A 13364-nucleotide genomic window follows, 5' to 3' on the forward strand; every position below is an offset into this window, starting at 1 on the left:
AACCCCGTACACCGGCACTTCAGACAAGTCACTTCCCGGGTCCGCCCCCTCACGCTACAACCGCAGGGTCTTGACACAGAGAGGCGTCACTGCCTGGACGTCGGGATGACGTTCATCGACACCGCCAACGTCTACGGCGGCGGCGCCAACGAACGACTGATCGGCCAGGTGCTGGCCGACCGGCGAGACGAGGTCACCCTGGCGACCAAGTTCGGGATCGACGGCGACCCGACCACCGGCAAGCTGAAGGCCCGCGGCGACGCCGCCTACGTGCGTCAGTGCGTCGACGAGAGCCTGGGCCGGCTGGGCACCGACGTGATCGACCTGTACTACATGCACCGCCGCGACGTGGCGCTGCCCATCGAGGAGACGGTCGGGGCCATGGCCGAACTCGTCACGGCCGGCAAGGTCCGCCATCTCGGACTCTCGGAGGTGACCGCCGACGAGTTGCGCGCCGCGGTGGCCGTACACCCGATCGCCGCGGTGCAGAGCGAATGGTCGATCTGGAGCCGCGACGTCGAACGCTACGTGGTGCCCGCCGCAGCCGAGCTCGGTGTCGGCTTCGTGCCGTACTCGCCACTGGGCCGAGGCTTCCTCACCGGAACCATCCGCTCGGCCGCCGACCTGTCGTCTCAGGGCGACTTCCGCGGCCGCATCCCGCGTTTCGCCGAGGACGTGTTCGACGCCAACCTTGCTGTGGTGCAGGTGGTTACCTCGATCGCGGCGGAGGCCGGTGCGACACCGGCGCAGGTGGCGCTGGCCTGGCTGCGGCAACGGGCCGAGGCGCTCGGCGTCGCGTCGGTGCCGATCCCTGGCACCCGGCGCGCGGCACGTGTCGACGAGAACGCCGCCTCATTGTCGGTGGCACTGAATCCCGACCAGATGGTGGCACTGGAGGCGGCCGGTGCGACCGTCTCCGGCCACCGCTCGATCGACCCGAACTGGGTGTCCTCGGCCCGCGAGTGAGGCGTCACCGATCGGCGTGTGCCTGGCCGACTGTCAGCGCCACGGCGGCGTCGTCGAACTGCGCGGCCGCGGCGGTGACGCGGGCGATGTCGCTGGGCCGTTTGAGCAGACCACGCACCGCGATGATGGCGACCTGCTCGGCGACCCGGACGGCTTCGGCCGTCCGGTCCCCGTCGTCGGTGTGCAGTCGGGTGCGCTTCTGGGCACCCTCGTCGAAGTTCAGCAGCAGGCCCGCGGTTTCGTCGGGATCGCAGTCGATGAACTTGCCTTCGGCGATCGCCGCGCGGATCAGATCCGCCACCCAGGTTTTCAACCGCTCGTAGTCGGTCCAGAACTGATGGAAATCGGCGCGCTGGTCGTTGGCGATGCGCTGGATCTCGTTGAAGTCGATGGGCGACAACGCCAGTTGCATGGTGTCGAATCGCAACAGCCGGTAGAGCTTGATCGCCGGTGAGCCCGAACCGGCGCCGACTTCGGAGATGAACGTCAGCGGCGCGCGGTTGACCACCAGCGTCTCGCCGAGCAGCTGTTCCTTGTTCCGGAACCAGTAGTACAGCGAGGATTGCTGCAGGCCTGCGGCGCGCGCAATGTCGCTCATCGTGGTTTGGGCGTAACCCTTTTCGCTGAACAGCCGGGTGGCCGCGTTGATGATCCCGGCACGCGGTGACGGCGCCGCGGCGGACTCGGCGTCATTGCGGGGCCGTCCGATCACCCGCACGGGCGGCCGGCCGGCATTGGGCGCCGGTGATGTCATGGCAGCGGGGCGCGTTCGCTGTGCGCACGGTCGACGACGTCGCGTGCAGCAGCGACGACATCGGCCCACAGTTCCAGGCCGAACGCCTTCGACGCCCGCGACGGATGCCCGGTCACCCCGTTGGTCGAGACATGCTGGACCCCATAGCGAAATACGGTACCCGCAGTGCGGTCGGGGTCGTCGGCCTCGCGCATCGCGTCGATGTCGACGAGTTCGGGGCGTACCGCCAGCATCAGCGAGGTCTCCGCGGCGTTGGCATGCCAGTCGGCCGCGTCGGCGGTGGCGCGGCGGGCGATGTCCGCGGTGAGATCCCACCATTGCATCACCCCGATTCGCCGATCGGGATACCGCCGGCGGAAGCGGTCACAGGCCAACCACAGCGGCGCGCTGTTACCGACGTGACCGTTGACGAACATGATGCGGCGCACCCCCGAGTCCACGCAGGCCTCGGCGGCCCGCGCCGCGGCGGCGGCGGTCTCCTCCCCCGACAACGCGATCGTGCCGGCCAGCTCGGTGCCGTGGAACATACTGGCGCCGAACGGGAGAGCCGGTAGCACCAGCGCCAGCTCACCGGCGGCGGCCTCGGCCACCGCGGTCGCCATGACGGTGTCGGTGCCTACCGGCAGGTGCGGGCCGTGCTGTTCGGTGGCACCGACCGGAATCAGCGCCACCGTATCGGGATCGGCTAACAGCCGGCGTGCGATCTGTACCGAGTTGAGTTCGTCCCAGCGGTGCGTCACGGTCAGAAGAACCTCAGGTAGCGCTCGGATTCCCACTCCGACACGTGAGCCGTGTAGGAGTGCCACTCGGCCCTCTTCTCGGCGATGAACGAGGAGAACATGGCCGGGCCGAAGACGCTGCGGGCCAACGGGTCCGCCTCGAGCGCGTCGATGGCCTCACCCAGTGACCGCGGGAGCCAGGTGATTCCCCGCTCGACGAGGTCGGCATCGGAGAGCCGGTAGAGGTTGTCGCGGTTGGGTTCGCCGGGATCGAGGCCTTCCTTGATGCCCTCCAACCCGGCCGCCAGCATCAGCGCCCCACCCAGGTACGGGTTGTTGGCGCTGTCGGCGGCGCGGCACTCGACCCGCCCACCACCGCGCGGGATCCGGAGCATGTTGGTGCGGTTGTTGTCCCCATAGCAGGAAAAGATCGGTGCCCACGTCAGACCGGACATGCTGCCCTGCTTGACCAGTCGCTTGTAGCTGTTGACCGTCGGGGCGATCACCGCGCAGATCGCCGGCGCGTGCCGCAACACCCCGGCGATGAACTGATAGCCCAGCTGAGACAGCCCACAGCCACGGGGGTCGTCGGCGCAGGCGAACGCGTTGACACCGTCGACATCGGCCAGCGACATGTTGTAGTGCGCCCCGCTGCCGGTCCGGTCGGCGAACGGTTTGGGCATCCAGGAGGCGAACAGGCCGTGCTTGCGGGCGATCTCGCCCACCATCATCCGGAAAAACACGAACCGGTCCGCCATGGAGACGACGTCGGTGTAGGTGAAGTCGGTCTCGAACTGGCCGTTGCCGTCCTCGTGGTCGAAGGAGTAGACATCCCAGCCCAATTCGTTCATGGACGAGACGATCTCGTCGACCACGCCGAAATTGTGCAGCATGCCACGCAGGTCGTAGCACGGCTTGTCCAGATTGTCGTCCGCGCTGGCCGGCTCCGGGACACCCGAGCGGTCGGACAGCAGGAAGAACTCGGTCTCGATCCCGAGGTTAAACGTGTAGCCCATCGCCGCCGCGTCACTGGTCACCCGTTTGAGGATCTGCCGGCTGCAAGCCTCGAACGGCGTATCGCCGATCCACAGATCACCCGGGAACCAGGCGATCTCGCGGTTGAACGGCATCACGATCGCACCGTCCAGATCGGGGTGCGGGGCGACCTCGTCGTCGTTGACGTCCTGCGGCACGCCGTCGAGGGCGGCACCGGTGAACATCTCCGAGCCCACCGAGGCCTGTTCCAGGTGCGCCAGCGGCACCATCTTGGCCTTGGGTTTTCCGTGCATGTCGACGAAGCTGATCGCCGCATAGCGCACCCCCGCCGAAGTCAGTTCCGCGGCGAGCTCGCGGGCGTCGGAACGGCGCGCGCGCCCGTTGAGGATCGTCGTCATGTCTTCCCTTCCACAGACCGGTGCTATGAGGGCGACGCTAACCACCCTGTGTTGCGATCGCGTTTCGTGGCTATGAATGACCTATTGAAAGTTCACGGGTATTGCCTCGTTATCAGATCTACGTCAGAAGAAACTGTTCAATGAAGTATTGAAATAGCTATGACACTCAGCTACCACCTCATCGAGATGGCCGGTCGACGGCCCGCGGCAGGGTAGGAATGACGCCATGATCGACATCACCCTGCTGGGGACCGGAAGCCCGATGATCGACCCGAACCGCGCCGGGCCCTCGACCCTGGTCAAGGCCGGTGACGCAGTGTTCCTGGTGGACTGCGGCCGCGGGGTCCTGATGCGAGCCGCGGCGGCCGGCGTCGGCGCGGCCAACATCACCGCGCTGCTGCTGACCCACCTGCACAGCGATCACATCACCGATCTGTCCGACGTCATCACCACCCGATGGGTGACGACGTTCGTCCCCACCCCGCTGCCGATCATCGGCCCACCCGGCACCAAAGCCGTCGTCGACGCGACACTGGCTGCGCTGGCACCCGACATCTCCTACCGCATCGGCCATCACCCCGACATCACCGAACCGCCGTCCATCCAGGTGTACGAATACGCATCGGGTCAGGTGTGGGACGACGGCGGCGTCCGGATCATCGCAGCGCCGACCGACCACCGCCCGGTCGAACCGACCCTGGGTTTCCGCGTCGAGTACGGCGGGGCCGCGGTGGTGCTCGCCGGCGACACCGTGCCGTGCGCGTCGCTGGATGAGCTCGCCGGCGGGGCAGACGCGTTGGTACACACCGTGATCCGGGCTGATCTGGTGGCCCAGCTGCCAGTCCAGCGGATCCGGGACATCCTCGACTATCACTCGTCGGTCGAACAGGCCGCGGCCACCGCGGCGCGCGCCGGTGTCGGCACCCTGGTGCTCACGCACTACGTGCCGCCGCTGGTGCCCGGGCAGGAGGACCAGTGGCGCGCGCTGGCCGCCACCGAGTTCGACGGCCCGGTGGAGATCGGCAACGACCTGCACCGCGTTTCCGTCGGGAACTAACTCACCCCGGCGTCCGACCAATGGGCCGTGACGACGACGGAGACCTCGACGCGACGCGCTGAGAGCGCTGTTCTACGCCGGATCTGGCGGCTGCACTTCTGGGTGGGGCTGTTCGCCGCGCCGGTGCTGGTGGTGCTGGCCTGCAGCGGTTTGGTGATCCTCTACAGCCAGCCACTGGATGCCTTGACGAATCGGCATCTCCTGGTGGTCGAACCCGGGCCGGCCACGGTGCCGCTGGACGCCCAGGTCGCCACCGCCACCCAGCACGTGGCCGCCACCGACACCCTGGAGGCGGTCACCCCGCCCGACGGCCCGACCGGCTCGACGCGAGTGGATTTCGTGGCCGCCGGCGCACCCGGGTACCCGCAGGCCGAGGCCAATGTCACGCAAGTGTTCGTCAACCCCTACACCGGGGCGTATCTGGGCCAGCGCGACCAGCTGTCCGGCCTGGTCGGCTGGGCAAATCAGCTGCACCGGATGTTCGGCAACGACGGACCAGACGTGCAGTTGCCCTCACTCGGTCATCTGATCAACCCGTCGGCGTACCCCGACTCCACGATCCCCGTGGGCATCGGCAATCTCTGGATGGAGCTGACCGCGACGTGGATCCTGGTCCTGTTGGCCAGCGGTATCTATCTCTGGTGGCCGCGGGCCATCGAATCTGCCAAGCCGCTGCTGAAGGTTCGGTGGCGCAAGGGCGGACGGGTCCGCTGGCGCGACGTCCACGCCCTGACCGGTGTCGTGGTTGCGGTGATCCTGATCTGCTACGTCCTGTCGGGGATGACCTGGACGCGGTACTGGGGCGAGAACTGGCGAGCAGTCACCGCCACCGTCACCCCGTCGACCGAAATCGACGCTCCCTCAACGCCGGCGAAGCTCGGCGACTACGACCGGCTCGGCCGGCGGATCGCCTGGGCCGCGACCGACGATCCCATCTACGCCTCACAACCCGACGGCGCCGCCGGCCGACTGTCGTACGCCGACATCGACCGCATCGCCAAGGACGAGCACATGGTGCCCGGCTACTCGATCTTCCCGCCGTCGGACTCCAGCGAGGACGGCACGCCCGTGTACGGCAGCTACACGGTCGTCAACCGCTGGCCTCAGCGGGTGTCCGAGCAGCGCACGCTGTACCTGAACCAGTTCACCGGCGCGACGATCACCAACGCCACCGCCGCCCAGGACGGCGCGCTGTCCCGGCTGACCAGCTTCGGCATCGCCATGCACATGGGCAACCAGCTCGGCTGGCTGACCCGCATCACCGCCACCGTCGCGTGCCTCGGGGTGCTGCTCAGCGTGATGACCGGATTGCTCATGTGGTGGAAGCGGCGCCCGTCAGGCGGCACCGGGCTGCCCGGGCCGGCCAGTCCGGCCACCCGCGCCAACACCCCGAAGGGCGCGTTGGTGGCGGTCACCGTCGTCGCGGTCGTTCTCGGGGTGGTGTTCCCCATCTTCGGCCTGTCGCTGTTGGTGGTGCTCGTCGCCGAGGGAATCATCGCCGCGCGGCGGCCCTCACCGGTTGCCGAAACCCCTTCGCCCGCAGCCGATGACGACGAGGTGCCGGTAGGCCCGCAGTCGTGAGAGCGCTCACGCCAGCCGGGTGACCTCCACCACGACGTCCAAATCGGTGGATCCCTCGCCGGAGTAGATGCCCTTCAACGGGGTGACGTCGGCGTAGTCGCGGCCGACGCCGACGCTGATGTACTGCTCGTTGATCTCCGAGTCGTTGGTCGGGTCGTAGTTCCACCACCCGCCCGTCCACGCCTGGATCCAGGCATGGCTTTGCCCGTCGACGGTGTCCCCCACCACCGCGTTGCGCTTGGGATGCAGATATCCCGACACGTACCGGGACGGAATTCCCATGCCCCGCAACAGGATCAGCGTGAGGTGTGCGAAGTCCTGGCACACTCCCTTGCCTTCACGCAGCGCATCGATGCCCGACGAGTGCACACCGGTGGTGCCGGGAACGTATTCCAGTTCGCTGTGCACCCACTGGGCGGCGGCGATCACCGCTGCCTGCGGATCGTTCTCCTTGGCCAACCGCCTGCCGACCCGCTCGACGCGCCGGCTCGCCGGCGTGTAGTGGGTGGGGCTGAGCACCTCGTCGAAGCGATCGCGTACCGCCTCGGATGCCAGCTCCTGCCACGACACAGACTCCGCCGGCGGCTCCGGATGCTCGGTTTCGACCACCGAGGACGCCGTCACCTCCAACTCCGTGTGCGGTGCGTGCAGATCGAAAGCCGTTACCGCCGTGCCCCAGTAATCGACATAGCGGTAGGACCGGGTGGCCGGGATGGTTTCCACCCGGTTGAGGATCACGTTCTGCCGGGAGTCCGAACGCGGCGTGAGCCGGGCCTCGTTGTAAGAAGCAGTGACCGGTGACTTGTAGGCGTAGCCCGTCGCGTGCACTACCCGCATCCGCCACATCAGCTGCTCCTCTTCGCGCAAGCGCTCATCGGTCTCAGATCTCCCCTTCTTCGATCACCAGCGAACCGCGTTGCCCGGCATCGGACCACGCCACCCACGGCGCGGAGTGGAAGTACTGCAACGCCACCGCTTCTCCGACATCGCGGCAGGTGGCCTGCAAACCGGCCAGTCGTTCTTCCAGCGACTCGAGCAACACTCCGGGCCGGATGAATTCCAGCTCGCTGCGGGCCCGGCCGAGCAGCCGCTGGGCTTCGGCGGTGGCACCGACCCGGTTGTGCTGGCGGTGCATCAGCTCGTCGAGACTGTGCTCGGCCAGCTTGAGCGAGTAGTAGATCGACCGCGGGAAAAGCCGGTCCAGCAACATGAATTCGACGACCCGACTGGCGTCGAGGACACCGCGGTAGGTGCGCAGATAGGTGTCGTGAGCGCCGGCCGAGCGCAGCACCGTCACCCACGCCGGTGAGGACGCGCTGTCCCCCACGCGGGACAGCAACAGCCGCACCGTCATGTCGATGCGCTCGATGGCGCGGCCCAGCACCAGGAAGCGGTAGCCGTCGTCGCGCGAGAGCGTCGAGTCGGCCAGCCCCGCGAACATCGCCGCGCGGCCCTCGATGAAACTGAAGAATTCGTGCGGGCCCAGCCGGCGGGCGGCACGCTCACGCTCGGCCAGTGCGTTGTAGGTGGTGTTGAGGCACTCCCACATGTCGCTGGAGGTGACTTCCCGTGCCGAGCGGGCGTTTTCGCGGGCCGCGGAGATCGCATCGACGATCGAGCACCCGCCTTCGAGCTCCCGGCTGAACGCCACCAGATCGGTCAGCGACCATAGGTCGAGCTGATGCTTGGGCGGTTCGATGCCCAGCACCTGCAACAGCACCCGCGAGGTGTGGTCGGGGTCGACGCTGGAGTCCTCCAACAGCTGATGGACCGTGATGTCGAGGATGCGGGCGGTGTCGTCGGCGCGCTCGACATAGCGTCCGATCCAGTACAGCGCCTCGGCGTTGCGGGCCAACATCAGCGCATCACCTGCTGCTGTTGCTGTTGCTGTTGCTGTTGGCCCTGCTGTTGCTGACCGGCACCCTGCTCGGGACCCTTCTCGGCGGCCGCGGACTTGGCGGGTTTGGGGATCTTGCGGACGATTTCGGCCGCGCCCAGCTCGCGGGCGGCCACCGAGGTGCGCGAGGCCAGCACCCAGGTGTCCTTGGACCCGCCGCCCTGGCTGGAGTTGACCACCAGGGAACCTTCGGTGAGCGCGACGCGGGTCAGCCCGCCGGGCAGCACCCACACCTCCTCGCCGTCGTTGACCGCGAACGGCCGCAGGTCGACGTGTCGGGGTGCCAGCGCATCGCCCACCTTGGTGGGCACGGTCGACAGCTGCACAACCGGCTGGGCGATCCAGCCGCGCGGGTCGGCGATGATCTTCTTGCGGATCGTGGCCAGTTCCTTGTCGGTGGCGTCGGGCCCGAACACGATGCCGTAGCCGCCCGAGCCCTCGACCGGCTTGATCACCAACTCGTCGACCCGGTCGAGCACTTCCTCGCGTTCGTCGTCGAGCCAGCAGCGCATCGTGTCGACGTTGGCCAGCAGCGGCTTCTCGCCGAGGTAGTACTCGATGATGGTCGGCACGTAGGTGTAGACCAACTTGTCGTCGCCGACGCCGTTGCCGACCGCGCTGGAGATCACCACGTTGCCGGCGCGGGCCGCGTTGAGCAGGCCGGCCACTCCCAGGACCGAGTCAGGACGGAACTGCATCGGGTCGAGGAAGTCGTCGTCGATCCGGCGGTAGATCACATCGACCTGGCGCTCACCCTCGGTGGTGCGCATGTAGACCACGTTGTCGCGGCAGAACAGATCGCGCCCCTCGACCAGTTCCACGCCCATCTGCCGGGCCAGCAAGGAGTGTTCGAAGTAGGCGGAGTTGAACGGACCGGGCGTGAGGACGACGACGGTGGGGTCGGCCTCGTTGGTCGCGGCCGCGTTGCGCAGCGCCCGCAGCAGGTGAGACGAATAGTCGCCGACCGCGCGCACCCGGTGGGTGGCGAACAGGTTGGGGAAGACCCGCGCCATCGTGCGCCGGTTCTCCATCACGTAGGAGACACCCGATGGCGACCGCAGGTTGTCCTCGAGAACGCGGAAGGTGCCTTGGGCATCCCGGATCAGATCGATGCCGGCGACGTGGATGCGCACCCCGTTGGGCGGGTTGATCCCGGCGGCCTGCCGATGGAAGTGCTCGCATGAGGTGACCAACCGGCGCGGGATCACCCCGTCGCGCAGGATTTCCTGGTCGCCGTAGATGTCGTCGAGGTACATCTCCAGCGCCTTGACCCGCTGGGTGATGCCCCGTTCCAGCCGAGACCACTCGGCGGCGGAGATCACCCGCGGCACCAGGTCGAGTGGGAACGGCCGCTCCTGGCCGGACAGCGAGAACGTGATGCCCTGGTCGATGAACGCCCGGCCCAGCGCCTCGGCCCTGGCCTCCAGCTCCTCGGCGTCCGACGGGGCCAGTTCGGCAAAGATCCCCTTGTAGGGGCCCCGGACGTTGCCCTGGTTGTCGAACATCTCGTCAAACGCCTTGGCGTAGGAGCCCAGGTTGTTGTAGCCACCGAAGATGTGGTCGTGTCGGCGCGGCTGCCGCGAACCGTTCCGCGACGACCGGCTGGCTTCCGAAGGCAGGGTACGAAGACTCACCCGTCACATGCTGCCCCACGATCGTCGTTTCGGCAGGCCAGTGAGCTCCGCTTTGGGAGATTTCCACCCCGACTGGTACCCTGAACAGTCGCTGCCCGAGGGCCCGACGGCCCCGGCAAGACCGATCACCCCAAGCTTGAAAACGAGGAACTAACGCGTGGCCAACATCAAGTCGCAGGAAAAGCGCATCCGCACCAACGAGCGGCGCCGCGTGCGCAACAAGTCGGTCAAGAGCTCGCTGCACACTGCGATCCGCGGGTTCCGTGAGGCCGCCGCCGAGGGCGACAAGGACAAGGCCGCCGAGTTGCTGGCGTCGACCAGCCGCAAGCTGGACAAGGCCGCCAGCAAGGGTGTCATCCACAAGAACCAGGCGGCCAACAAGAAGTCCGCGCTGGCTCAGGCCTTCAACAAGATCTGATCAGTCCCGGCCGCTGCCGGCGGCCAGCTGCGCGACCTTGCGCACCGCATCCTCCAGCACGTAGTCGGCGTCGGCCGCTGCGCCTTTGACGTCGGCATTGAGGGAAGCCACCAGCCGAATCGCCGTCGCCACCTTGTCGCGAGACCAGCGTCGCGACTGTTTCTGCGCCTTCTGAACACGCCACGGCGGCATGCCCAACTCACCGGCCAGCCGGTAGGGGTCGCCGGTCAGCGGGCCGACCCGGGCAATCGTGTGCACAGCCTCGGCCAGTGCGTCGGCGAGCAGCACGTGCGGGACACCGCGCATCATCGCCCACCGCAACGCCTCGGCCGACCCGGCGACATCCCCCACCACCGCCTTGTCGGCGATGTCGAAGCCGGTGACCTCCGCCTTTCCGCTGTGATAGCGCCGCACCGCGACCGCGTCGATCCGGCCGTCGGTGTCGGCGACCAGCTGCGAACAGGCCGCCGCGAGTTCCCGGATGTCGGAGCCGACGGCATCGATCAGCGCGGTGACGGTGTCGTCGTCGACCTTGACCTTCTGCGCGCGGAACTCGGCCCGCACGAAGTCGGCCCGCTCGGCGGCCTTGGTGATCTTGGCGCAGGCATGGACCTGGGCACCGAGTTTCTTGAGCTGATCGGCCAGCGCCTTGGCGCGGCCCCCGCCGGAGTGCACGACGGCCAGCACGGTGCCGGGCGGCAGGTCGGCGGCCGCGGTGGAGATCAGCTCGACGGCCTCCTTGCCGGCTTCGGCGGCCGACTCGAGCACGACCACCCGCTCGTCGGCGAACAGCGACGGGCTGAGCAACTCGGCGAGTTCGTTGACCGACACCTCGCCGGCGCGCAGCCGGTCCACCGGGACGTCGGCGCTGCCCGCCGCGGCGCGGGCGGCCCGCAGCACCTCCGAGATGGCACGGTCGACGAGAAGCTCCTCGTCACCCAGGATCAGATGCAGGCCGGCCGTGTCGCTCACCAGAGGATCGTTTCACGCCTGGCCGACACCGGCCGACACCGACCTTGACCGATCGCCACAGCACCGCCGCGCCCAGTGTCACCCCACCGACGGTCAGCACCCCGGCGACGCCGGCGGGAACCGGCACCGCGGCGCCGGGCAGCTTCGCGGCCACGGACGCCACGCGCAGCAGCCACCACAGTTCGGGACCGGTGAACCGGATCAGCAGTCCCGCCGCGGCCGGCGACAGCGAGCACACCACGGCCGCGGCGGTGCCGAGCACGGTGATCGGGGGAATCACCACCGCCACAGCCAGATTGGCGAGCACGCCGACCACGCTGAACCGCCCGGAGATCGCCGCCACCAACGGCGCGGTGATCAGCTGGGCGGCCAGGGCGATGCAGGCCGCCTCGGCCAGCGCCTTGGGCCAGCCCCGCGCGATCAGCCGGGCCGCCCAGCCCGGCGCCAGGACGACCAGCGCGGCGGTGGCCGACACCGACAGTGCGAAGCCGGCATCGACGGCCAATTGCGGTGCCACGAGCAGCAATCCGAGCACCGTGGCGGCCAGCACCGGAATGGCCTGGCGCCGGCGGCCGGACACGATGGCGACCAGGGCGATAGCGCCCATCACCGCGGCTCGCAGCACACTGGCCGTGGGTTGCACCACGAACACGAACACCACCAGCGCGACACCGGCCAGACCGACGGCCGCCCGCGGGCCGACCAGCCCCGCCGACAGCAACACCGCACCGCACACGATCGTGACGTTGGCCCCCGACACGGCGGTCAGATGGGTGAGCCCCGCGGTGCGGAATTGCGCAGTCGTGGCCGCCGACACGGTCGAGGTGTCACCCAGCACCAGCCCGGGCAGGATCGCAGCCTGATCGGCGGGCAGCGCCCCACGAGCGACCTCGGAGAAGCGAACGCGCACCGCGCGGGCCACCCGCTGCAGCTGCGACGCCCGGCCCAGGGCGGGTTCGCCGGAGGCGTTGAGCACCGCGACCGTGAGATCGCGCCGAGTCGGCCGCGCGATGTGCGCCCGGAACCGGGTGGGCCGGCCCGCCGTCAGCTCGCCGAAGCCCAGCGCCGGCGCGAACACGATCACGCCGCCCGATGTGGGCTGCCCGTCCAGTTCACCGAGCGCGGCCCGAAACATCAACCGTCCGTTGGCCAGCGGTCGCGGATCCTCCCCCGGCGTCACCGTCACCGCGGCGACGGAGCCGAACCGCTGCGCCACGGGATGGTCCCGCACGGACGCGCTGCGCAGGGTGGCCGCCACCGCGAAGCCGGACCCGACGAGCGCGGCACCGACCACCGCCACGGCACCGGCGCGCAGCACCGGCGCCCCGGCGCCTCGCCACCGGACCAGCGCCGCCCAGCCGAGCCCGACCATTGCACAGCTCGCCGTCAGCAGTGGCCCGATGGTCCACAGGATCGCCGCCGCGGTGACGGCCCAGCCGGTCAGCGCGGCCGGCACCAGCCGCAGATCCAGGCGGGCGCCGTCCCGGCTCACACCCGGACCAGAGCCCGGAGTTTGGCCAGCCGGGCCGGCCCGATGCCGTCCACCTCTCCCAGTTGGTCGACGCTGCCGAACTTTCCGTGGGCGTCGCGCCAGGCCACGATCGCGGCCGCGGTGACCGGCCCGACGCCAGGCAAGGCATCGAGCTGCTCGACGGTGGCGGTGTTCAGGTCGACCGGCTGCTCCGGCGCGCCCGGCGCGCCGGAGGTGGCCGGGGCGGCGGGTGCGCCCGGCGGTCCGCCGGTGACCGAGCTGCCCAGCACCGGCGGCTGGCCCGCCGGGGTGCCGATGCCGACGACGACCTGTTCACCGTCGGTGAGATGGCGGGCCAGGTTGAGGCCCAGGGTGGCGGCACCCTCGATGGCGCCGCCGGCCGCCGCCACGGCGTCGGCGATGCGGGCGTCCGGGGCCAATGTCACCAAGCCTGGCTTCGCGACCAACCCGACGACACTCACGACGACCGGCTGGTGGGGG

12 protein-coding genes and 1 pseudogene are annotated in these 13364 nt (G+C 69.0%); 4 read left to right on the plus strand and 9 right to left on the minus strand.

Annotated elements, in window-relative coordinates; genetic code table 11:
* Positions 1–90 precede the first annotated feature (90 nt).
* Positions 91–966 (plus strand): annotated as a pseudogene (locus MSZK_RS30390) (aldo/keto reductase); the annotation flags it as partial.
* A gap of 4 nt (positions 967–970) precedes the next feature.
* On the opposite strand, the gene MSZK_RS30395 reads toward MSZK_RS30390, so the two are convergent.
* Genes MSZK_RS30395 through glnT form a run of 3 tightly spaced genes read right to left on the minus strand, consistent with a single transcriptional unit; the run spans position 971 to position 3833 of the window.
* Complete coding sequence (locus tag MSZK_RS30395; protein ID WP_099252234.1) at positions 971–1720, minus strand: TetR/AcrR family transcriptional regulator; 750 nt, start codon at positions 1718–1720, stop codon at positions 971–973.
* Positions 1717–2460: a creatininase family protein gene (locus MSZK_RS30400; RefSeq protein ID WP_099252235.1), complete on the minus strand. Its 744-nt coding sequence runs from the start codon at positions 2458–2460 to the stop codon at positions 1717–1719. The genes MSZK_RS30395 and MSZK_RS30400 overlap by 4 nt, the downstream gene beginning before the upstream one ends.
* A 2-nt stretch (positions 2461–2462) precedes the next feature.
* Complete coding sequence (gene glnT, locus MSZK_RS30405) at positions 2463–3833, minus strand: type III glutamate--ammonia ligase (RefSeq protein ID WP_099252236.1); 1371 nt, start codon at positions 3831–3833, stop codon at positions 2463–2465.
* A 226-nt stretch (positions 3834–4059) separates the two neighbouring features.
* On the opposite strand from glnT, the gene MSZK_RS30410 reads away from it, so the two are divergent.
* Positions 4060–4890, plus strand: a complete 831-nt coding sequence (locus tag MSZK_RS30410; protein ID WP_099252237.1) for a ribonuclease Z — start codon at positions 4060–4062, stop codon at positions 4888–4890.
* Between the two features lie 27 nt (positions 4891–4917).
* Complete coding sequence (locus MSZK_RS30415) at positions 4918–6471, plus strand: PepSY domain-containing protein (RefSeq protein WP_099252238.1); 1554 nt, start codon at positions 4918–4920, stop codon at positions 6469–6471.
* A gap of 6 nt (positions 6472–6477) precedes the next feature.
* Here the strand turns inward: MSZK_RS30415 and MSZK_RS30420 are convergent, their stop codons facing one another.
* From MSZK_RS30420 to MSZK_RS30430, 3 genes are read right to left on the minus strand one after another with little or no spacing between them, the layout of a single operon-like run.
* Entirely contained in the window at positions 6478–7317 is an 840-nt protein-coding gene (locus tag MSZK_RS30420) for a transglutaminase family protein (RefSeq protein ID WP_099252243.1), read from the minus strand.
* 34 nt (positions 7318–7351) lie between these two features.
* On the minus strand, positions 7352–8329 hold the full coding sequence (locus tag MSZK_RS30425) for an alpha-E domain-containing protein (protein ID WP_099252239.1): 978 nt from the start codon (positions 8327–8329) through the stop codon (positions 7352–7354).
* Positions 8329–10002, minus strand: a complete 1674-nt coding sequence (locus MSZK_RS30430; RefSeq protein ID WP_371411422.1) for a circularly permuted type 2 ATP-grasp protein — start codon at positions 10000–10002, stop codon at positions 8329–8331. The genes MSZK_RS30425 and MSZK_RS30430 overlap by 1 nt, the downstream gene beginning before the upstream one ends.
* A 157-nt stretch (positions 10003–10159) precedes the next feature.
* Between MSZK_RS30430 and rpsT the strand changes: the two genes are divergently transcribed.
* Complete coding sequence (rpsT, locus tag MSZK_RS30435; RefSeq protein ID WP_099252240.1) at positions 10160–10420, plus strand: 30S ribosomal protein S20; 261 nt, start codon at positions 10160–10162, stop codon at positions 10418–10420.
* Here the strand turns inward: rpsT and holA are convergent, their stop codons facing one another.
* The 3 genes from holA to MSZK_RS30450 all read right to left on the minus strand — a co-directional run.
* Positions 10421–11374, minus strand: coding sequence for a DNA polymerase III subunit delta (holA, locus tag MSZK_RS30440; protein ID WP_199203552.1), 954 nt, complete (start codon positions 11372–11374; stop codon positions 10421–10423). It lies immediately after the preceding gene.
* Positions 11355–12884, minus strand: coding sequence for a ComEC/Rec2 family competence protein (locus MSZK_RS30445; RefSeq protein ID WP_233211601.1), 1530 nt, complete (start codon positions 12882–12884; stop codon positions 11355–11357). The genes holA and MSZK_RS30445 overlap by 20 nt, the downstream gene beginning before the upstream one ends.
* Positions 12881–13364: ComEA family DNA-binding protein (locus MSZK_RS30450; RefSeq protein ID WP_142390036.1), on the minus strand; the 484-nt coding region annotated here is incomplete at its 5' end. The genes MSZK_RS30445 and MSZK_RS30450, both read right to left, overlap by 4 nt.

The sequence above is a fragment of the Mycobacterium sp. shizuoka-1 genome, assembly GCF_002723835.1.
Lineage (GTDB): Bacteria > Actinomycetota > Actinomycetes > Mycobacteriales > Mycobacteriaceae > Mycobacterium.